Consider the following 20865-nt stretch of genomic DNA (forward strand, 5'->3'; position numbering starts at 1 on the left):
CGGACACCGCGGCCTTCGTCTTTCCACCTGAAGTCACAGGGGAGCGGCGTAGGTCCCGGAAGCTCCGGAACCTCGCATCACGCTCACCAGCTCGACACTTCAGGAGGACATCGTGCGGCTCACGACGCTGCTCGACACGGTGAACCAGGGCGGATCCGGCCCTTGGCCCCTCGCACCCGCGCCCACCACCGCCGACGACCAGCAGCAGTTCGACCAGATGGTCGCGGGCCTCATCCCGTGCCGCTCCAACGACCCCGAGCTCTGGTTCGCCGAGCAGACCGCCCAGGTCGAGCAGGCCAAGGCCATGTGCCGCGGCTGCCCGATCATCGAGGGCTGTCTCGCCGGCGCCCTTGAGCGCGGGGAGCCGTGGGGCGTTTGGGGCGGGGAGGTCTTCGTCGCGGGGGCAGTGGTCGCGGTCAAGCGTGGCCGGGGGCGCCCGCGCAAGGACGCGGCCCCGGCCGCCTGACACCACGACTCCCGCACTGCGCAGTGCCCGGCCTGTCCCCCTCAGTGGCGGTCAGCCACCGGGCTCCGCGCGGAGGCGGGCGCAGGGGGCGACGCAGGGGGCGACGCAGGGGGCAGGGAGGTGCATCCGCAGTGCGGGTGCACCTCCCATCTGCGAGTCTGCGGCAGCACATCGGGCATCGCGATCTCAATGGTGGTCCCACGGGTGCGCGGTGTCCGCCCATCGAGGTGGGCCAGCACCTCGGCGGCGGCGAGCGCGGCGCAGACTCCGGCCAGCACCCCGGGCTCGCCCGTCGGCAGCGTCCCTCGGCGTGGTGTGGCGCCGAGCGGCGGCGCGGTGACGAGTTGCGCGGCCACTGTGGGCCAGGCGTCGTCCAGGTCGGTGCGGTGCAGGTCCAGGCAGCGCAGGCACGGGCCGGAGCCGGGCACGACGAACGGCCCGACGCAGGCGTCCGCCTCGCGGAGCACCACCGACAGGTGGGCGGCGCCGCTCGCGACGAGCGCCACACCTGTCGCGGGATCGGCGGCGCCGCGCTCCACATGCAGGATGACGTCCGGCCGGTGCCCGGGCGGCAGTGACACCTCGACCTCGGGGGCGATGTCGCGGAGCGCGCGGGCGGCGGCGGCCAAGCGGGGACCGCCGACGTCGCCGACCCGGTACCCGGAGGCGCCGACGTCCAGCGACGTCACCCAGGTGTCGTCGTCGAGCAGGATCGTCCCCACCCCGGAGGCAGCGAGCGTCAGGGCCGCGCCCAGCCCGGTGCGCCCCAAGCCGACGATGCCCACCGACCGGTTCGCGCGAGCCCGCACCTGTGCCGCGCCGTCGCCGTCGTCCCGCAGCAGCGTCCACGCTTCCACCTCCGCGCCGGCCCCGGGGCGCAGCGGCGGACCGTTGCGGCGCGCGCCGTCGCAGGCGACTCGGGCGGATCGCAGCGCGGCCGCCAGCTCGCCCGCCCGCGCGGCGGTGACCCCGTGCCGGCTCGCCTCGCGGGCCAACACGTCCAGGTCCCCGCCGTGGTCCAGCTCGAGGAGCAGGTCTGCCTCGCCCGCGCGGAGGTCCACCAGCCGCACCGCCCAACGCGGGTCGGCGCCCACCTGCACCTCGGAGGGGCCGCGGCGCAGCACCCGCAGTCCGGGACGCAGCCGCATGCGCTCTCCTCAGATGTCGTCCCCTGCCGGCGGGCGTGGCCCGCGCCGGGCCCGCCGTCGGGCCGGGCCCACCCTGGCATGGGGGACGGCCCCGCAACCGTCATCCACAGGGACTGCCGCCCGGGCCCGGACGCGAACGGGGCGCCGTCCCGAAGGACGGCGCCCCGTGAAGGCGCAGGGGTGGTGCTCAGGCCTTGCCGAGGATCCGGTTCAGCTTGGTGCCGCACACCGGGCAGATGCCCTTGGCCATCTTGCGGCCCGACTCGGAGACGACGACGTCCCCCTCGGTCTCGCGCTTCTCCTTGCACTTCACGCAGTAGAACTCGCCCGTGTACTTCTCGGCCATGACAGGTCTCCTCGCGATGTCTGGTCACCGGTGGCGGTAGGCGCAGGCCCGGCGGCCCGGCCGGTACTTGGGGGAACCCTCGGCGCGAGCAGGGCCACAGTAAACCGTCACGTTGCCCCAGAAAGGCTGTTCCCGGAGGCGCGCCGCGCGCATCGCCCACCTGGAGTGTGACGAACCGCCTATCAGTGCCCGCAACGGGCAGAACATGGTGAGTAAGGGCGCCCGGGGCGTCGCAACGGCTACGGTGCTGGTCGTGCAGCCGTCCAGCGAGCACCCCGCAGAGCAGGTGCGTCCCCGCGCCGGCCGCGCACCCGATGTCGGGCCTGCAGCGGCCGCGCTCTTCGACGCCCACGGCCCGGTGGAGGTGCGGCGCTCGCGCAAGCGGCTGCGGACGGTCACCGCGTACCGGGAGGGCGACCGCACCATCGTGGCGATCCCGGCGCGGTTCACGCGCGCGCAGGAGCGGGAGTGGGTCGGGCGGATGCTCGCCCGGTTGGCGAACCAGGAGCGCCGCCGCCGGCCGTCGGACGAGGAGCTGATGCAGCGCGCCGTCGAGCTGTCCACCCGCTACCTGTCCGGGCTCGCGGAGCCGGCCAGCGTCGTGTGGTCCTCGAACCAGGGCCGCCGATGGGGCTCGTGCACGCCGTCCGACAGGTCGATCCGGATCTCCGACCGGCTGCGCGGCATGCCGAGCTGGGTGCTCGACTACGTGCTGCTGCACGAGCTGGCGCATCTGCTGCATGCCGGTCACGGGCCGGAGTTCTGGGCCGAGCTCGACGCCTACCCGCGGACGGCTCGGGCGCGTGGGTTCCTGGAGGGGTACTCGTTCGGCGAGGAGCACGCCGAGGACCTCCGCGAGGGGCGGCCCACGGCGGTGCCGGTCGTGGACGACGAGGCGCCCGCCGACGTCGGGCCGCACGAGCAGAACTGACGCGCCAGAACTGACGCGCCAGGGCTGACGCGCCGCTCAGGCGCCCTGCGGTCCCCGGTCGTCCCGCGCGTCCGGGTCCTGGGTGTCGTCTGCGTCGGGCTCCGCGTCGGAGGCGGCCTCCGACTGGGCGGCGGCCTCCCCGAAGATCTCCGCGAGCGCGCGGTCCACGTCGGCGTGCTCGTCGGTGCGCTCGGCCCGGCGCCGGGTGTACCCCTGCGGGTCGTCGAGGTCGTCGGTGGTCGGCATCAGGTCCGGGTGCTCCCAGACCGCGTCACGTGCCTCGGGGCCGCCGTCGGCGGAGATCGCGGCCCACAGCGCTGCCGCGTCCCGCGAGCGACGGGGGCGCAGCTCGAGGCCGACCAGCGTCGCGAAGGTCTGCTCGGCGGGGCCGCCCGCGGCGCGGCGGCGGCGGATCATCTCGCGCAGCGCCATCGCGTGGGGCAGGTGCGGCAGGGCGGCGACGGACGTCACCTCGTCGACCCAGCCCTCGACGAGCGCGAGCGCCGTCTCGAGGCGGGCCAGGGCGGCCTGCTGCTCGGGGGTGGTCTGCGGGGCGAACACGCCGCGTGAGATCGCGGCCTGCAGCGCGGCGGGGTCGGTGGGGTCGATCGAGCGGACGGCCTCGTCGAGGCTCTCCACGTCGATGCTGATGCCGCGCGCGTAGGCCTCGACGGCGCTGAGCAGGTGGCCGCGCAGCCAGGAGACGTGCGTGAACAGCCGGGCGTGGGCGGCCTCGCGCAGCGCGAGGAACAGCCGCACCTCCTCCACGGGGGCGTCGAGCCCCTCCGCGAAGGCGTCCACGTTGCTGGGGACGAGCGCTGTGGAGGGCTCGCGCACCAGCGGCACGCCGATGTCGGTCAGCCCGAAGACCTCGCGGGAGAGCGTGCCGGAGGCCTGGCCGACCTGCATGCCGAACACCGCCGAGCCGAGCTGGTGGATGATCTGGCGCGGTCCGGCGGCGTCGCCGAGCGGGCCGAGGGCGCGGGGCATGCCCGGCTCAGGGTCCTCGGGCAGCGAGTCCGCCAGCGCGCCGACGAGGGCCTCGGTCAGCGAGGACGCGATGGGCTCGGTGAGGTTGCGCCACGCCGGCAGGGTCAGCTCGACCCACTCGGAGCGGCTCAGGGCGCGGGCCGGGCCGCCGGAGGGCGGCAGCTCGGTGGCCGCGTCGAGCCACAGCTCGGCGACGGACAGGGCCTCCGTGGCCTGCCGGGTCTGCTGCGTGGTCAGCGACGGGTCGCCCTCCGCGACGGCCGCCTGGCGGGCGACGTCATGCGCGAGGTCCCAGTTCACCGGGCCGTCGCCGGACGCGGCGAGCAGGCGCTGCACCTGGGCGAGGACCTGGCCGAGGAGCTGTGGGTCGTTCGGCAGCCCGGAGGCGGCGGCCAGCGCGGCCGGGTCCATGCCCTGGGCGCGGAGTTGGCGCAGGGCCTCCTCGGAGTCGGACCCGAACATCTGGCGCAGGAGCTGTTCCCACTCGGGCGCGCCCTCGCCTTCGGGGAAGGGACCGGCGGGGCGTTCGCTGCTCATCGGCGTGCTCCTGGGACGATAGGCCGAGGTGTCCGTCAACGGTAACCACACCCCGCAGGGATCGAGGGACGGTGCAGGCACAGGTTCGCTCAGGGCGCAGCCTCGCCGGCGAGGATCGGCAGGGGCCGCGCGACGTCGTCGTCGTGGGCCAGGGACCGGTGGCCGTCGGTGTCGCAGCGGTGCTCTCGGAGCGGCTCTCGGCGCGCTCGGGCGGTGTGGTCCGGATGCTCGACGCCGCCCCCGAGAGGGATCCCGGCGACGCGTTCGAGGGCGCGGACGCGGTCGTCCTGGTCGCGCACACGGGCGATTTCGGCGCGGTGCTGGCCCAGCCGCCGGCACGGCGTCGCGCCGCCGCCGTGCCGATGTCGAGCGGGTGCTGGCCGGCGCCCGTGCCGCCCGCGTCCCGCACGTCGTGGCGATCACCTCCGCGATGGTCCACGGCGCCGCCCCGCGGCAGGCGCCCCTGGCGGATGACGCGCCGCTGATCAGCGCGGCCGAGGCCGGTGACGGCGTGGTGGGCGATCTGCTGGCCGTCGAGGCGCTGCTGGGCCGGGCTGCGCGGCGCCGCAGCGGGCCGCTGGTGACGGTGCTGCGCCCGGCGGCGGTCGTCGGGCCCGCGGTCGACACCATGCTCACCCGCCACTTCGAGGCGCCCCGGCTGCTGACGGTGCGCGGCGTCGAGCGCGAGTGGCAGTTCACGCATGTGGACGACGTGGGATCGGCGGTGGCGCTGGTGCTCGATCAGCGACTGCGCGGGCAGTTCACCGTCGGACACCCCGACGTGCTCACCGCGCGTGAGGTCGAGGCCGCCGCCGGGATGCGCCGCATCGAGCTGGCCGCGGTCACAGCCTTCGGCGCCGCCGAGCGGCTGCACCGGGTGGGCGCGCTGCCGGCGCCCGCCTCCGAGCTCGCCTACACCGTCTACCCGTGGACCGTCACCGGCGCCGGCCTGCTCGCCGCCGGGTGGGAGCCCCGCTGGTCGGCGACGCAGTGCCTCGACGTGCTGCTCGAGGGGGTGCAGGGCCGCACCGCGCTCGCGGGCCGCAGGCTCGGCGCCCGGGACGCGGCGGCCGTCGGCGCGGCGGGGGCAGCCGTCGCCATGATCGGCACTGCGGCGGTCTGGCGCAGGGCCCGTGCGCGCCGCCGCCCCTGAGCCAGATCGCGGCCAGCACCCCGGCTCTCGGGAGCGTGGGGGATGATGTGCCGGTGCACGACGAGCCCACTCCCGCATCGGACGGCCTGACCGACCCGGCGATCAACGCTCCGGCCGCGCCCAGCAACCGATCGCTCACCTTGTCGGTGGCGATGCTGGCCTCCGCTGTCCTGCTGGCGGTGCTGGCCCTGCTGCCCGCGCCCTACGCCGTGAGCTCGCCCGGGCCCACCCGCGACACGCTGGGCGAGCACGCGGGCGAGCCGCTCATCACCATCACGGGCGCGCAGACCTACGACGCGACCGGCGAGCTGCTGCTGACGACCGTGTCCACCACGGGCCGGCCGGACTACCCGTCCAACCTGTTGAGCGTCATCACGGGGTGGTTCCAGGGCGCGACGGCGGTGCGCCCCGCCGAGCTGGTGTTCCCGCCCGACATCACCCAGGACGAGTTCGACCAGAGCAACGAGGCCGCGATGGTCTCCTCCCAGGAGAACGCCACGGTCTCCGCCCTCGAGGAGCTCGGCTACGAGGTGCCCGCCACCATGACGATCGCCGGCGCCACGGAGGACAGCGGCGCCGCGGGGATCGTGCAGGAGGGCGACGTGCTGGTCTCGATGGACGGCGAGCCGCTGACCACGTACTCGCAGCTCGTGGACCGGCTCTTCGAGACGGAGCCGGGCTCCACGGTGCGGCTCGGCGTGCTGCGCGACGGCCAGCCGCTCGACCTCGACGTCGTCACCTCGGAGCGCGAGGGCGGCGGCAGCCAGCTCGGGGTGTACATCGACCCGCAGTTCGACCTGCCGGTGGACGTGTCCATCAAGATCGACGACATCGGCGGATCGAGCGCCGGCATGATGTTCGCGCTGGGGATCATCGACAAGCTCACGCCCGAGGACGAGGCGAACGGCGCCGTGATCGCGGGCACCGGCACCATGGACGCGGTGGGCCGGGTCGGCGCCATCGGCGGGATCCAGCAGAAGCTCGCGGGCGCCCGCCGCGACGGCGCGGAGTGGTTCCTGGCGCCCGCCGCGAACTGCGACGAGGTGGTCGGGCATGTGCCGGACGGCCTGCGGGTGGTCAAGGTCGAGACCCTGCACGAGGCGCGCGAGGCGGTCGTCGCCATCGGCGCCGGGCAGGGCGACGACCTGCCGACGTGCGGCTCCTGAGCTGAGGCCGCGGCCCACGCGCGCGGGCGGCTAGCTCACTCCAGCGTGGAGCGCAGCGCCTCCACCAGGCCGGGCACCACGTCGGAGCCCTCGCCGACCGCGTCATCGGAGTCGTTCGCGCGGGTGCGCACCGCGCACCAGGACGGGCCGTCGCGCAGCACGCCCACGGCGATGCGCACGTCCTGGCGGTCCGGGTGGCCCATCAGGTAGGCGAGCGCCTCGTCGGGGTCTGCGGGCATGCCCTCCTCGGCCGCCGGGGGCAGCACGACGCGCTCGACGGTCACCGCGGCGCCGTCCACCGTCGGCGGCCAGGTGATCCCGCCGAGCAGCTCCTCGAGGTCCTCGGCGGCGGGCAGGCCCTCCTGCTCCACCGACGTCAGGTGCTGCGGCTCGTCGGCCGCACGGGCCACGACCTCGGCGGGGAGCTGCTCCGCGAGGCCCGGCTCCGCCTCCAGGGCCCGGGCCGTGCGAACGAGCGCGAAGACGCGGGCGGGCCCGTCCCACCCACCGGTGGCGACGTGGCGCTCGATCTCGCGGACGGCGTCGGCGAGCGCGAGCTGGGCAGCGACGGGAGAGGCGTCAGTCATACCGCCATCGTCCCATCTTCGCGTGGGAGCCTAGGAGCGGGCCCATGGGAACCTGTGGGCCGCCTGGGTCGTTCACGGAGCAACGTGCACACCCGACTCAGCTGACGACGAGGACCCTGATCCAGTGACTTTCGCTCATCCGCCCACCCGTCCGGGCCGACCTCAACCACCACGGGAACGCCGTGGGCCGCTGGTGCCCACGATCATCGTGCTGGCTGTTCTGGTGGTCCTCCTGCTGATCGCCGCCAACGTCTGGACCGAGTTCCTCTGGTTCCAGCAGCTCGGGTACGTCGAGGTCATCCGCACCGAGTGGGGCTCGCGCCTGGTGCTGTTCCTGCTCGGCTTCCTGGTGATGGGCGGAGCGGTCTTCGCGAGCCTGCGGTTCGCCTACCGCTCGCGCCCGGTGTACGCGCCGTCCACGCAGGAGCAGGCGAACCTCGACCAGTACCGCGAGGCCATCGAGCCGCTGCGCCGCGTCGTGATGATCGCCGCGCCCGCCGTGCTCGGGCTGTTCGCGGGCGGCGCCGCCTCGCAGCAGTGGGCCACCATCCAGCTCTGGATGAACAGCGTCCACGTCGGCAAGTCGGACCCGCAGTACGGGATGGACCTGTCGTTCTACCTGTTCACGCTGCCGGGCCTGCGGTTCATCGTGTCGTTCCTGATGGCCGTGGTCATCCTGTCCGGCATCGCGGGCGTCGCCACGCAGTACCTCTACGGCGGCCTGCGCATCGGCGGGGCGGGGCACGGCGCCCGCACCACGCGCGCGGCGCGCATCCAGGTCTCGGTGACCGGCGCGGCGCTCATGCTGCTCATCGCCGCGAACTACTGGCTCGACCGGTACTCCGTGCTGACCCGTGAGGGCGACAAGTTCGAGGGCGCGTCGTTCACGGACGTCAACGCCGTCATCCCCGCTAAGGGCATCCTCGCGGGCGTCGCCGTGTTCGTGGCGATCCTGTTCATCGTGACGGCGGTGCGCGGCACGTGGCGCCTGCCGGCGATCGGCGTCGGGCTGATGGTCGTGTCCGCGATCGCCGTGGGCGGCGTCTACCCGGCCATCGTCCAGCGCTTCCAGGTGACCCCGAACCAGCAGGACGCCGAGGCGGAGTTCATCCAGCGCAACATCGACGCGACGCTCGACGCCTTCGCGCTCGACGGCGTGGAGGTCGCGGAGTACGACGCCGAGGTCACCGCCGAGAAGGGCGCGCTGCGCTCCGACGCGGACACGACGGCGTCCATCCGACTCCTGGACCCGCAGATCGTCAGCCCGTCGTTCAAGCAGCTCCAGCAGAACAAGGGCTACTACTCCTTCGCGGACACGCTGTCCGTGGACCGCTACACGATCAACGACGAGAGCCGCGACACCGTGATCGCCGTCCGCGAGCTCGAGCTCAGCGGCATCAACGACGCGCAGCGCAACTGGATCAACGACCACACCGTGTACACGCACGGCTTCGGCGTGGTGGCCGCCTACGGCAACACGACCGGCGCCCGTGGCGCCCCCGCGTTCTGGGAGGGCGGCATCCCGTCCTCCGGCGAGATGGGGGAGTACGAGGAGCGGATCTACTTCAGCCCGAAGTCGCCCGACTACTCCATCGTCGGCTCGCCCGACAACCAGGAGTGGGAGCTCGACTACCCGGACGACTCGGCGCCCGGCGGCCAGGTGAACACCAGCTTCCCGACGGATGAGGTCGACGCCGGCCCGAGCATCGGCACCCCGCTCAACCAGCTCCTGTACGCGATCAAGTTCGGTTCCGAGCAGATCGTCTTCTCCGACCGAGTGACCGACGAGTCGCAGATCCTCTACGACCGTGACCCGCGCACCCGTGTGGAGAAGGTCGCCCCGTACCTGACGATCGACGGCCGGGTGTACCCCGCCGTGGTCGACGGGCGCGTGGTGTGGATCGTGGACGGCTACACGACCTCCGACCAGTATCCGTATGCCGCGTCGCGCTCCCTCGAGGACGCGACCACGGACTCGCTGACCGCGCGCTCCGCGTCCATCGAGGCGCTCGAGCCGGCCAAGGTCAACTACATCCGCAACTCGGTGAAGGCCACCGTCGACGCCTACGACGGCTCGGTGAAGCTGTACGCGTGGGACACCGAGGACCCGGTGCTGCAGGCCTGGAACAAGGTGTTCCCGACGTCGCTGTCCTCCGTCGAGGACATCAGCAGCCAGCTGATGAGTCACATCCGGTACCCCGAGGACCTGTTCAAGGTGCAGCGGAACCTGCTCACCCGGTACCACGTGCAGGACGCCACGCAGTTCTTCTCCGGTGGCGACTTCTGGGCCAACCCGAACGACCCGACGCTGGGCGACCAGCAGGTCGCCCAGCCGCCGTACTACCTGACGCTGAAGATGCCGGACCAGGACGAGGCGACGTTCTCGCTGATGTCCACGTTCATCCCGGCCGGCACCAACCAGCGCAACGTGCTCACCGGCTTCTTGGCGGTCGACGCGGAGGCGGGATCCGAGGCCGGGAAGGTCGCGGAGGGCTACGGCAAGCTGCGGCTCCTTGAGCTGCCGCGTGACTCGACGGTCCCGGGCCCCGGTCAGGTGAACAACAACTTCAACTCCGACCCGACCGTCTCCCGCGAGCTCAACCTGCTGCAGCAGGCGAACTCCGCAGTGGTGCGCGGCAACCTGCTGACCCTGCCCGTCGGTGGCGGCCTGCTGTACGTGCAGCCCGTGTACGTGCAGTCCTCCAGCGGCACGCAGTTCCCGCTGCTGCAGCGGGTGCTCGTGGCCTTCGGCGACCAGATCGGGTTCGCCCCGACGCTCGACGAGGCGCTGGACCAGGTGTTCGGCGGCGACTCCGGCACCAACGCCGGCGACGTGGGCACCGACCCCGAGGCCGGCGTCGAGCAGCCCGTGCCCGACGACGGCGCCACCGAGGCTCCGGCCCCGGCGCCGACGGACACCCCGGCGCCCGAGCCGACGGACGCTCCGACCGGGGATGCGCGGGCGGCGCTCGACAAGGCGCTCGCCGACGCGAGCCAGGCCATGAAGGACGGTCAGGCGGCTCTGGCCGCAGGCGACTTCGCGGCATACGGTGAGGCGCAGAAGCGGCTCGACACCGCGCTCTCGGCGGCCATCGCCGCAGAGCAGCAGCTCGACCAGGGCTAAGGCCCGAACGATGGGCGGCGCGGGGCGGTGGACATATGAGCCACCGCCCCGCGGTGCGTCCGGGTGCGGTGCGTCCGAGGCAGGGGCGCAGAGCCCGATTTGGCTGTCGTCCCACCTGTGCCGTACTGTGAAGACACCGACGCGGGGTGGAGCAGCTCGGTAGCTCGCTGGGCTCATAACCCAGAGGTCGCAGGTTCAAATCCTGCCCCCGCTACTTGTGAAGTGGCAGTACAGAGGCCCTCTCGATCATCAGATCGAGAGGGCCTCTGCCGTTGGCCTTGGTCAGCTCGCGTCCCACTGGGCCTCGACGTCGAGGACCCACGTGACCCCGAAGCGGTCGGTGAGCATCCCGTACAGCGGCGCCCACGCGGCCGGGGCGAGCGGCACGGCGATGGTCGAGCCCTCGGCGAGCTTCTTCCAGTAGCCGGTGACCTCCTCGGCGTCGGCGCCCCGGACGGAGACGAAGAACGGGATGGTGCCGGGCTCCCAGGCGGTGTGGGAGGGCACGTCGTAGGCCATGACGCGGACGCCGGCGTCGGAGGCGACCTGGCCCCACATGACCTGGTCGGCCTCCTCGGCTGCGGTGACGGCCCCCGTGTCGGCGTAGGTGACGGCGGCCAGGTCGCCGCCGAAGACGGACTGGTAGAACTCCAGCGCGGCACGGGCCTGGCCGCGGAAGTTCAGGTGCGGCGTGACGTTGACGGACATGGGTGGCTCCTTCGGTGGATGGGCTGATGGCCTCCGAGGCTCTCGGGGCATGCCACCGAGACTTCCAGGAGTAGCGGCCAGATCGTGGCCTCTACTTCGACTACTTTGGCGACCATGACGACGCCCACCTCCCGGCTGCTGCGACTGCTGTCGCTGCTGCAGACCCGGCGCGACTGGCCCGGCCAGGTGCTGGCAGAGCGCCTGGAGATCAGCCCGCGCACCGTGCGCCGGGACGTCGAGCACCTGCGCGAGCTGGGCTACCGGGTCACCGCCGTCAAGGGGCCCGACGGCGGGTACCGGCTCGACGCGGGCTCGGAGCTGCCCCCGATGCTGTTCGACGACGAGCAGGCCGTCGCCCTGGCGGTGGCGCTCCAGGCGACCTCGGTCAGTGGGATCGGCGTCGACGAGGCGGCCGCCCGGGCGCTGGCCACCGTGCGGCAGGTGATGCCGGCCAGGCTGCGGCGGCGCATCGACTCCCTCGACGTCACAGCGGTGCCCGCCACCGGGGCGGCGCCGACCCCGACGGTCTCCCCGGACGTGCTGGTGGCCGTCAGCACCGCCATCCGCCAGCAGGAGGTCCTCGCCTTCGACTACGCGTCTGACGCTGACGACCATCCCGGGCGGCGGGTCGAGCCGCACCACGTGGTGACCTCGTCGGGGCGGTGGCACCTCGTGGCCTGGGACCTGGGCAAGGACGAGTGGCGGATCTTCCGCCTCGACGGCGGGAAGTGCCGGGCGGCGACGTCGCCGAGTACGTGGCCGCCAGGTTCAAGGGCTCCGACCAGGCGAACACGTGGCCGTGCGTCGGCGAGGCGACACTGGCCCTGCCCGTCGGCGACGTGGCGCCGTTCATCGGAGACGGCGTCGTGACCGACCTGGGCCACGGCCGCTGCCGGCTCACGGCCGGGTCGTGGTCGTGGGTGGCGCTCGCCGCCTCCCTCGGCAGGTTCGACGCCGACATCGAGGACGTCGCGCCGGCTGAGCTCGCCGACGCGTTCACGGTGCTCGCCGACCGCTACGCCCGAGCACGCCCCGCCCCGTCGGGCGGACGCCGTCAGAACACCCGGTAGGCGACCTCCGGCCCCGCAGCCGAGGCCCCTGGGCGTCATCGTGACGTCCCCTGGTCTGATGTCGCGCGAATGCGTGACTTGATCGGCCATCACTACGACAAGCTCGACCCACAGATCGTGCGCGCGACCATGGGCCACCCCGTCGCGCGGTTGCGGGCACGGTGTGAGGCGATTCTCGCGGAGCCCTGACGTGGCAGTCGATGGCTTCGAGCGGGAGTCAGAACACCCGGTGGGCGACTTCCGCGCGGCTCAGGCGCGGACGAACGCCTGGATCTCCTGGCGGAGCTCGCCGGCGAGCGCGGCCAGCCCGCCGTCATGCCGCCCGTTCCCGCCGGCCGCCGCGTAGATCCGGGCGACCTGCTCGTCCATCTCGGCGGTGCGCGCCCTGATCTGCTCGAGCGCGGCCACCGACTGCGCCGCCGCGGCCTGCACGGCCTCGACCTGCACGCTGATCAGCTCCGAGCTTGCCGCCGACTCGTCCGCGAGGTTCTTGACCTCGTTCGCCACGACGGCGAAGCCCTTGCCGGCGGCCCCGGCGCGCGCGGCCTCGATCGTCGCGTTGAGCGCGAGCAGCCGAGTCTGCGACGCGATCCGCGTGATGACCTCGACCGCGTGCTGGATCTCGACCGACGAGCGTTCGAGTGAGGCGACGATCTCCATCGAGTTCTGCGCGGCCGTCGCAGTCTCGCGCGATGCCGCGGTGAGCGCGCCGGCGGCGTCGGCGAGGCCGCCCGACTCGCTGGCGACGCTCGTGGCCACCTCGGTGATCCGGTCGCCGAGCGACTCGCGGGCCGACTGCTCCTGGGCGACGCGCGCGGCTGAGGCTGCCAGGGCCTCGCGCGCGGCGTCGATCCGCCCGGCGTCTCCGCGCAGCCGCCCCGGCATGCCCCGCACCAGGAACCGGCGGTGGAAGCGCTGCTGCTCGGCCGCGGCCAGCACGCCGGTCGCCTCCCGCACGTAGGCGTCCATGACATCGACGGTGCGGTTGATCGACGTGCGCAGGGCCACGGCCTGCGGGGCGCCAGCCAGGGCGGGCAGGCGGTCCTCCAAGTTGCCCTCGGCGACGCCGTCGAGGAAGGCGGCGATGGTGGTGAGCGACTCGAGGGTGCCCGCGGGCACCTGCTCGGTTGCGGTCTCGACGGTCGGCTCGGGGCGCGGGCGGCGCCTCACCGAGCGCCGGCCATCTGGCGCCCGGCCGTCTGGTTCCCGGCCATGTCCCTGCCAGCCAGTGCCCACACCCACGTGTCGAGGGTGTGGCCCGCCGAGGCCAGCTCGTCGGTGAGCGCCGCCACCCCGGCGGCGATCGCGTCCGACGTCCTCCGCTGCGCGGCTTCGGTGTGCAGGACCCGCGCGTACACGGCGGCGACCTCGTCGCGGATCTCCGGCTCGACCCAGCGGCGGTTCGAGTGGTAGCCGACGATGGCGCCCGTCGTGTCGAACGTCGGGGTGACGTGTGCGAGCACCCAGTAGTGCCCGCCGTCGGCGGCGAGGTTGACGACATAGGCGAACAGCTCCTCGCCGGCGCTGATGGTGTTCCACATGACCTGGAAGACGGCGCGCGGCATCCCGGGATGCCGAATCACGTTGTGGGGCATTCCGATGATCTCGGACTCGTCATATCCGGCCACCCGCAGGAATATGTCGTTGGCGTACCGGATCACCCCTTTGGTGTCGGTCTTGGAGACGATGATCTCCTCGCGCCCGTAGGGGCGTTCCACGCCGGTGGGGACCACGCGCGAGGTTCCGCGCGGCGATGTCGCGGCTCGGGCGATGGGGGGTGTGACCAGCATGGATGTCCCTACGAGGAAAAGTGCCCGATGTGGCTTTGTCTCGACAAATCCTATCGAGGCGCAGTCCCATCCCGTGCACGCGTCCAGTGTTTCCACCGCGATCCGCGCATTGTCGGTGGGCGGTGGCCGCGGACGGTCGGCCGGGCGTCACCGCGCAGCGGCGCCGCGCTCCACGCGCGGGCATTCTGGCGTGGACTCGACAAGCGCGCGCAGGGCCGCCCGGTCGATCTTCCCGGTCGCGTTGCGGGGCAGCTCGGCGACGGCCACGACACGGGTCGGCAGCTTGAACCGCGCGATGGCGCGGGCGGCGAGCTCGCGCACCTGATCGAGCGGGGGGCATGCGCCGGTGGTCTCGAGCACCGCGACGACCGTCTCGCCCCACTCCGGGTCCGGCAGGCCGAGCACCGCGAGATCGTGCACGTCGGGGCCCAGCAGCTCGGACAGCGCGCGCTCGACCTCGCAGGGGAAGACCTTCTCCCCGCCGGTGTTGATCATCTGCGTCAACCGTCCGACCACCGTGAGGCAGCCGTCCTCGTCCCGGACGGCGAGGTCGCCGGTGCGCAGCCAGCCGTCGGGGGTGGTGGCGGCGCGCGTCAGTTCCGGGGCGCGCCAGTAGCCCGGGGTCACATGGGGGCCACGGACGACGATCTCGCCGGGTGCGCCGGGAATTGTCACGCTGGCGCCTGTCGCGGGGTCGTCCAGCCGGATGTCGGTCCACGGGAGCGGCAGGCCGCAGGAGCCGGCCTTCTCCACGGTCCAGCGGCGCGGCAGGTAGGTGGCGCTCGGCGCGGTCTCGGTCATGCCCCAGGACTGCTGCAGGTGCAGGCCCCGCTCGACATAGGCCCGCAGCAGCGATGGGGGAGCGGCTGATCCGGCGATGGTCGCGGCCCGCACGCCCGACAGGTCAGCGGTGGCGAACCCCGGGCAGCGTGCGATGGCCGCGAACATGGCGGGGACGCCGAACAGGCAGGTCACGCCGGCGGACAGGTCGGTGAGGGTGCGCGCGGCGTCGAACGCCCGCCGTGACAGCACGGTGCCGCCGCGGAGCAGCGTGCGGAGGGTGAAGGCGTTCAGGCCGCCGATGTGGGACATCGGCGCGACGGCCAGGGCGACGTCGTCGTCGCGCGTGTCGAGCACCTGGTCGATGTTGCGGGCGCTCCACCACAGGTTGCCGTGGGTCAGCATGACGCCCTTGGGGGTTCCGGAGGTGCCGGAGGTGTACATGATGACGGCGAGGTCGTCGGCGGAGAGCCGGACGGGCTCCAGGTCCCCGGACCGCTCGGCACCGGTCGGGTCGGCCAGCGGCATGGCGATGCGCGCGTCGAGCCAGTTCCGATGGGCATGGTCGGCCACGAGGCGGGCGTAGGCGGCCGCGAGCTCGCTGTCGACCACGACGGTGTGCGGGTCGCAGTGGCCCAGCAGCGTGCGCACCTCGGCGGGCGCGAGCCGGAAGCTCACGGGAACGAAGACCGCGCCCACGCACGCGGCGCCGAGCAGGGTGACCAGGAACGCCGCGCTGTTGCGGCCGGCGAAGGCCACCCGGTCGCCGGGGCGGACGCCGTCGGCGAGGAGCCGGACGGCGAGGTCCGACGCGGCGCGCTGCACCTCGGCAGACGTGTGCGCGGTGCGCTCGTCGACGATCGAGGTGGCCTGCGGATCGCGGCGCACCAGGTGCCAGAAGGCGCTGGCCGGGCTCAGGTCCGGTCCCATCAATGCCTCACCCCTCGTGTGGGGCCGCGGGTGGCGGCGCCACCCGGGTGGTGGGCCGTGGTGCGCGGCGGCAGGGGCCTGCCGCGCACCACGGCTGTCGAGCGGAAGGTCAGGCCTTCGAGTCCGCGGCGACCGGCGCCTCCGCGGGGACGCGGCTGCCCGTGTGCTTGGCGGGAAGCCGGGTGAAGCCGAGCGTCAGCACGAGACCGACGACGGCGGCGCCGATCGCGATGACGAACGGCTTGGTGTAGTCGCCCTCGGCGCCCATGCTGGCGGCGATCCGGGGGGCGAAGAACGCAGCGATCGAGTACGCGGTGAACACGATGCCGTAGTTGATGCCCTGGAACCTGGGACCGAAGTTCTTCATCGTCAGCGCCGGGAAGATGCCCATGACGCCGCCGAAGCACAGGCCCAGGCCGATGATGCCGATGGCGAAGCCCACCGTCGACGAGACGAGCACCAGCACGAGCATCGACAGCGCGACGGTGCCGTAGATCATCATCAGCGCGTTGGTGTAGCCAAGCCGGTCGGAGACCGCGCCCCACACGATGCGGCCCAGCATGTTGCACGCGGCGTAGATCGAGACGAACACCGCCGCGGTTCCGGCGCTGAGGCCGAACATGGCGCTCTGCCCGATGCCGGAGGCCTGCGAGGCGATCATGAGGCCCGAGAACGCGCCGACGCCCATCATCAGGAAGATGAGGAAGAACTGCGGGGTCTTGACCATGCCCGTCCAGGGCAGGTTGACCGCCGGGCCCGCGCCCGCGGGCGGGGTCCAGCCGGCGGGCGTGAAGCCGACCGGCGCGGCGCGCAGGAAGAGCGACGCGACGACCACGACGCCCGCGTAGACGGCGCCCATGGTCAGGAACGCGCGGTCGACGCCCGAGCTCTTGATGAGCGCCTGCGCGACAGGCGCGGCGATGACCGAGGCGGCGCCCATGCCACCTGTGATCAGGCCCGCGGCCATGCCCCGCTTGTCCGGGAACAGCTTCATCGTGTTGTTGAGGCAGCCGGAGTACGCCAGGCCCTGCCCGAGGCCGGCCAGCAGGCCGTAGCTCAGGTACAGCATGGTCGTGCTGGTCGCGACCCCGGCGAGCACGAAGCCGCCGGCGAACATGAGGCCGCCGACGAGGATGGAGATCCGCGCGCCGCCCTTGTCGACGATCCAGCCGCCCAGGATCATCGGGATCGGCCCGATGGCCGCGTTGATGGTGAACGCCATCATGACCTCGGGCATCGTCCAGCCGCGCAGCCCGCTGAGCGGGCCCGCGAAGACGGAGAACGAGTAGATCGCGCCCGTGCACATGAGGATCGCGACGGACCCCCACAGCACCGCCCACCTGTTGATCGTCGTGCTCGGTGTGGACATGGTCAGGCCTTTCCGACAGGCGCGGGCGTCGTCGTCCGCGCGGTGGGGGTGTGGGTGGTGCTCAGGTGCGAGGCGAGCTCGCCCCAGGTCTGACGGAAGATCCCCGCGGGCATGAGCCGCAGGTCGGGGGAGATGGCGGGGGTGAAGTCCATCTGGTCCAGGACGTCGGCCTGCAAGTCGATCCCGGGCGCGATCTCGATGAGGGTCATGGCGTCCGGGCTGAGCTCGAACACGGCCCGCTCGGTGACGTACAGGACCCGCTGCCCGCGCGCGGCGGAGAACGGGCCGCTGAAGGTGATCTGCTGGACCTGGTCGAGGAACTTGCGCGCGCGGCCCTCGTTGGTGATCCGCAGCGCCCCGTCGACGACCTCGACCTCGAGGCCGCCAGCGGTGAAGGTGCCCGCGAAGACCAGCGTCTTGGCGGACTGGCAGATGTTGATGAACCCGCCGCAGCCGGCGACCCGTGAGCCGAACTTCGACACGTTGACGTTGCCGGCGGCGTCGGTCTGGGCCAGGCCCAGCACCGCCACGTCCAGGCCGCCGCCGTCGTAGAAGTCGAACTGCGCGTGCATGTCCATCAGGGCTTGCGGGTTGTAGGCGTGCCCGAAGTCCTTGAGCCCGGCCGGGACGCCGCCGATGGCGCCCGCCTCGGTGGTGAGCATGATCTGGTCGCTCACGCCCTCCTCAGCGACGACGGTGCCCACGTCGGCGGGGATGCCGACGCCCAGGTTCAGCACCGTGTGCAGGGCGAGCTCCATCGCGCAGCGCCGGGCGATGATCTTGCGCTCGCTGAGCGGGATGGGCGCGACGTCGGAGAGCGGGATCCGCAGCTGGCCGGAGAACGACGGGTTGTAGTGGGTGTTCTCCGTCTGGAAGTGGTTCTCGGGCTCGGAGACCACCAGGTAGTCCACGAGGATGCCGGGGACCTTGACGTCGTTGGGGTCCAGCGTGCCGCGGGCGGCGATGGACTCGACCTGGGCGATGACAATGCCGCCGCAGTTGTGGACGGCCTGCGCGATGGGCAGCACCTCCATCTTGAGGCCCTCGTGGGTGAGGGTGAGGTTGCCGTCCTCGTCGGCGACGGTGCCGCGGATCAGCGCGACGTTGAGCGGGAATGAGGGGTAGAACAGCCACTCCTGCCCGGCGAGCTCGACGACCTGCACGATGTCGTCCACCGAGGACGGCGACATCCGGGCGCCCTCGACGCGTGGGTCGACGAACGTGCCGAGGCCGACCTTGGTGATGACGCCGGGTCGCTTGGCGGCGATCTCGCGGTAGAGCTGGGTGATGACGCCCTGCGGCAGGTTGTACGCCTCGCAGCCGTCGGCCTCGATGAGCTTGGCCAGGGCGGGGGAGGCGATGGCGATGCCGCCGATCCAGCGCTTGATCAGGCCCTCGTGCCCGAGGTGGCTCATGCCCTTGTCGCGGCGGTTGCCGACGGCGCTGGCGTGCATGACCGTGAGGTCGCGCGGGGCGCCGTGCTCGAGGAACCGCCGCTCGATCGCAGCGAGAGCCTCCTCGTTGACGCAGGACAGCCCGAATCCGCTCAGGGCGACCGCGTCACCGTCCTTGACGAGTTCTGCGGCCTGGGCCGCGGTGATCACGTGGGCCATCTGCTGGTCTCCCTCGACGCAACTGTCGGCTGGTCCGCCGAACAACCGCAACGATTGCGGACGGCATGCGTCGGGAATCAGGACCATCGTCCTGAGATCCGGGCGGTGCCCAGCCCCCACGATGGTGCGCAGCGGCCAGCAGAGCCGCCGTCGCACACACCTCACGCAGGTGGTGGCGAGCCCCGATGGAGAGGCGTACGACCATGGACTTCGGACTGACCGACGAGCAGCAGCTCCTGCTCGAGAGCCTTGACGAGCTGCTCGAGCGCGACTGTCCCGAGTCGTACATCGCCGAGCTCGACCTGACCCACCAGCCGCCCACGACGTTCCGCAAGGCCATGAACGAGGCCGGCTTCGGGTCGCTCGGATTCCCCGAGGAGTTCGGCGGCACGCCCAGCGACGCCCTGACCCTCGTGATGCTGGCCGAGCGCGTCGCCCGCCAGGGCCTCAACAACGGCTACGGGCTCGAGCTCCTCCAGGCCATGGACATCCTCGAGTTCGGCTCCGACGAGCAGAAGCAGGAGATCCTCGGCCTGCTCGCGGCCGGCGAGGTGCCCTTCGCCCTCGGCTTCACCGAGCCCGGGGCCGGCTCCGACAACGCGGCCATGGCGACCACCGCCGTCCACCACGACGGGATGGTGACGTTCAACGGCACCAAGACGCTCATCACGAACGCGCTCCAGTCGAAGTACCTGCTGCTCATGGCGAAGAACCCCGGCGGCGACGACCCGCGCCGGGCCATCTCGATGTACCTGGTGCCGATGGACGCGCCGGGGGTCACCACCAACCGGCTCGACAAGATCGTGTGGCACATCTCCGACTCCTGCGAGATCTTCCTCGACGACGTCACGCTCCCCGAGAGCTGCCTGGTCGGCGTCCAGGGCAACGGCTTCAAGCAGCTCATGCGCAACTTCGAGCTCGAGCGCCTGGTCATCGCCGCCAACTGCCTGGGCATGGCCCAGTGCGCCTTCGACGACGCGGCCACGTACGCCGCCCAGCGGGTCCAGTTCGGCAAGCCGATCGGCTCGTTCCAGCTCATCCAGCTCAAGCTCACCGACATGGCGATCAAGCTCGAGAACATCCGCAACTTCGTCTACAAGACGGCGTGGATGGTCGACCAGGACCTGCCGCTCAAGAGCCAGGGCGCGCTGTGCAAGCGCTACTCCGCGATGGCGGCCTTCGAGGTCGCGGACGAGGCCATGCAGATCTTCGGCGGCGTCGGCGTGACCGTCGGCACCCGCGTCTCACGGCTCTGGCGCGACCTGCGCGGCCACCGGTTCGGCGGGGGGACCGACGAGATCATGGTCCACATCGCGGGGCGCCAGATCGTCAAGGACCACAGCTGAGCCGTCCGTCCGGAGAAGGAGAACCCCCGATGAAGATCGTCGTCGCCTACAAGTGGGCAGCGAACCCCCAGGACGCGGAGGTCCGCCCCGACGGAACCGTCGACCTGTCCCGCGCCAAGGCAGCCGTCAGCGAGTACGACCCGGTCGCGTTCGAGCTGGCCCGCCGGCTCGCCGACGCCACGGGCGGGGAGGTGGTCGGCCTCACTGTCGGCGACCGCTCGATCGACACGCCCCTGGCCCGCAAGGCCGCGCTGTCGCGGGGCCTGGACCGGCTGGTGATGGTGGCCGACGACGCCCTGGCCGGCGCCGACGGGACCCGTCTCGCGGCAGTGCTCGCCGCGGCGGTCACCGCGATCGGCGACGTGGGACTGGTGCTCACCGGCGACTCGTCGGTCGACGTGGCGCAGGGCCAGGTGTCGATGACCCTCGCGGGCCGGCTCGGCTGGCTCGCGCTCGGCGCCGTCTCGTCCGTGGCGCCCGCCGAGGGCGGGCTCGTCGTCGAGCGGGACCTGCCGACCGGCATGACCACCCTGCTGCTCACCGGCCCCGCGGTGCTCGCCGCCACCAGCGACGCCGCCGTGCCGCGGGTGCCCGGGATGAAGGACATCCTGGGCGCCGCGAAGAAGCCGGTCGAGGTGCTGGCCCTGGCCGACCTCGCCGTCGAGCCCGCCGGGGTCGCCCTCAGCACGCTGGGCACATCGCGTCCGGCCGAGCCCACCCGTGGCGCCGTCCTGTTCGACGGGGACGCCGCCACCGCCGCAACCGAGCTGGTGGGCGCGCTGCGCCTGGCCGGCGTTCTGTAGAGAGAAGG

18 protein-coding genes, 1 tRNA gene and 2 pseudogenes are annotated in these 20865 nt (G+C 72.5%); 11 read left to right on the forward strand and 10 right to left on the reverse strand.

The features are described from left to right. Window positions 1-112 precede the first annotated feature (112 nt). On the forward strand, window positions 113-466 hold the full coding sequence (locus QUV83_RS15005) for a WhiB family transcriptional regulator (protein WP_289565732.1): 354 nt from the start codon (window positions 113-115) through the stop codon (window positions 464-466). Between the two features lie 41 nt (window positions 467-507). Here the strand turns inward: QUV83_RS15005 and QUV83_RS15010 are convergent, their stop codons facing one another. Together QUV83_RS15010 and QUV83_RS15015 are read right to left on the reverse strand one after the other, a co-directional pair. After that, window positions 508-1614 carry a ThiF family adenylyltransferase gene (locus QUV83_RS15010; protein WP_289565733.1) on the reverse strand — a complete coding sequence of 369 codons (1107 nt, stop codon included), beginning with the start codon at window positions 1612-1614 and terminating at the stop codon, window positions 508-510. A gap of 187 nt (window positions 1615-1801) precedes the next feature. After that, window positions 1802-1960, reverse strand: a complete 159-nt coding sequence (locus QUV83_RS15015) for a DUF5679 domain-containing protein (RefSeq protein ID WP_108723739.1) — start codon at window positions 1958-1960, stop codon at window positions 1802-1804. A 358-nt stretch (window positions 1961-2318) separates the two neighbouring features. Between QUV83_RS15015 and QUV83_RS15020 the strand changes: the two genes are divergently transcribed. Continuing rightward, complete coding sequence (locus QUV83_RS15020; RefSeq protein WP_289565796.1) at window positions 2319-2891, forward strand: SprT-like domain-containing protein; 573 nt, start codon at window positions 2319-2321, stop codon at window positions 2889-2891. 36 nt (window positions 2892-2927) lie between these two features. Here QUV83_RS15020 and QUV83_RS15025 read toward each other — a convergent pair whose 3' ends face one another. Beyond that, a complete protein-coding gene (locus tag QUV83_RS15025; RefSeq protein ID WP_289565734.1) occupies window positions 2928-4418 on the reverse strand; it encodes a zinc-dependent metalloprotease in 1491 nt (496 codons plus the stop codon). A 71-nt stretch (window positions 4419-4489) separates the two neighbouring features. Between QUV83_RS15025 and QUV83_RS15030 the strand changes: the two genes are divergently transcribed. From QUV83_RS15030 to QUV83_RS15040, 3 genes are read left to right on the forward strand one after another with little or no spacing between them, the layout of a single operon-like run. Beyond that, on the forward strand, window positions 4490-4903 hold the full coding sequence (locus QUV83_RS15030; protein WP_289565735.1) for a hypothetical protein: 414 nt from the start codon (window positions 4490-4492) through the stop codon (window positions 4901-4903). Continuing rightward, window positions 4831-5571: a nucleoside-diphosphate sugar epimerase gene (locus QUV83_RS15035; protein ID WP_289565736.1), complete on the forward strand. Its 741-nt coding sequence runs from the start codon at window positions 4831-4833 to the stop codon at window positions 5569-5571. Before QUV83_RS15030 ends, QUV83_RS15035 begins: the two co-directional genes overlap by 73 nt. Window positions 5572-5624: 53 nt before the next feature. Next, the gene (locus QUV83_RS15040; protein ID WP_289565737.1) at window positions 5625-6737 is read left to right on the forward strand and encodes a YlbL family protein; all 1113 of its coding nucleotides are present in this window, start codon (window positions 5625-5627) and stop codon (window positions 6735-6737) included. A gap of 35 nt (window positions 6738-6772) precedes the next feature. Here QUV83_RS15040 and QUV83_RS15045 read toward each other — a convergent pair whose 3' ends face one another. Then, window positions 6773-7324, reverse strand: a complete 552-nt coding sequence (locus QUV83_RS15045; RefSeq protein ID WP_289565738.1) for a PPA1309 family protein — start codon at window positions 7322-7324, stop codon at window positions 6773-6775. Between the two features lie 124 nt (window positions 7325-7448). Between QUV83_RS15045 and QUV83_RS15050 the strand changes: the two genes are divergently transcribed. Further along, entirely contained in the window at window positions 7449-10448 is a 3000-nt protein-coding gene (locus QUV83_RS15050) for a UPF0182 family membrane protein (protein WP_289565739.1), read from the forward strand. Between the two features lie 140 nt (window positions 10449-10588). Beyond that, window positions 10589-10662: transfer RNA gene (locus QUV83_RS15055), tRNA-Met, on the forward strand. Between the two features lie 68 nt (window positions 10663-10730). Here the strand turns inward: QUV83_RS15055 and QUV83_RS15060 are convergent. After that, window positions 10731-11156 (reverse strand): VOC family protein, encoded by a 426-nt coding sequence (locus tag QUV83_RS15060; RefSeq protein WP_289565740.1) that lies wholly within the window; start codon window positions 11154-11156, stop codon window positions 10731-10733. A 114-nt stretch (window positions 11157-11270) separates the two neighbouring features. Here QUV83_RS15060 and QUV83_RS15065 point away from each other — a divergent pair. Beyond that, window positions 11271-12226: pseudogene (locus tag QUV83_RS15065) on the forward strand (helix-turn-helix transcriptional regulator). Between the two features lie 45 nt (window positions 12227-12271). Beyond that, window positions 12272-12415 (forward strand): annotated as a pseudogene (locus QUV83_RS17680) (HepT-like ribonuclease domain-containing protein); the annotation flags it as partial. A 60-nt stretch (window positions 12416-12475) separates the two neighbouring features. On the opposite strand, the gene QUV83_RS15070 reads toward QUV83_RS17680, so the two are convergent. From QUV83_RS15070 to QUV83_RS15090, 5 genes are all read right to left on the reverse strand, one after another. Beyond that, complete coding sequence (locus QUV83_RS15070) at window positions 12476-13396, reverse strand: methyl-accepting chemotaxis protein (RefSeq protein ID WP_289565741.1); 921 nt, start codon at window positions 13394-13396, stop codon at window positions 12476-12478. Next, window positions 13393-14016, reverse strand: a complete 624-nt coding sequence (locus tag QUV83_RS15075) for a PAS domain-containing protein (protein ID WP_289565742.1) — start codon at window positions 14014-14016, stop codon at window positions 13393-13395. The genes QUV83_RS15070 and QUV83_RS15075 overlap by 4 nt, the downstream gene beginning before the upstream one ends. Window positions 14017-14163: 147 nt before the next feature. Further along, window positions 14164-15726, reverse strand: coding sequence for a class I adenylate-forming enzyme family protein (locus QUV83_RS15080; RefSeq protein WP_289565743.1), 1563 nt, complete (start codon window positions 15724-15726; stop codon window positions 14164-14166). Between the two features lie 109 nt (window positions 15727-15835). Continuing rightward, a complete protein-coding gene (locus tag QUV83_RS15085; RefSeq protein ID WP_289565744.1) occupies window positions 15836-17095 on the reverse strand; it encodes an L-lactate MFS transporter in 1260 nt (419 codons plus the stop codon). Window positions 17096-17097: 2 nt separating this feature from the next. Next, window positions 17098-18708 carry an acyl CoA:acetate/3-ketoacid CoA transferase gene (locus QUV83_RS15090; protein ID WP_289565745.1) on the reverse strand — a complete coding sequence of 537 codons (1611 nt, stop codon included), beginning with the start codon at window positions 18706-18708 and terminating at the stop codon, window positions 17098-17100. A 203-nt stretch (window positions 18709-18911) separates the two neighbouring features. Here QUV83_RS15090 and QUV83_RS15095 point away from each other — a divergent pair, with 203 nt between their 5' ends. After that, complete coding sequence (locus tag QUV83_RS15095; protein ID WP_289565746.1) at window positions 18912-20054, forward strand: acyl-CoA dehydrogenase family protein; 1143 nt, start codon at window positions 18912-18914, stop codon at window positions 20052-20054. 29 nt (window positions 20055-20083) lie between these two features. Then, window positions 20084-20857, forward strand: coding sequence for an electron transfer flavoprotein subunit beta/FixA family protein (locus QUV83_RS15100; protein ID WP_289565747.1), 774 nt, complete (start codon window positions 20084-20086; stop codon window positions 20855-20857). The last annotated feature ends 8 nt before the right edge of the window (window positions 20858-20865 follow it).

The sequence above is a fragment of the Cellulomonas cellasea genome (assembly GCF_030372105.1).
Taxonomy (GTDB): domain Bacteria; phylum Actinomycetota; class Actinomycetes; order Actinomycetales; family Cellulomonadaceae; genus Cellulomonas_A; species Cellulomonas_A cellasea_A.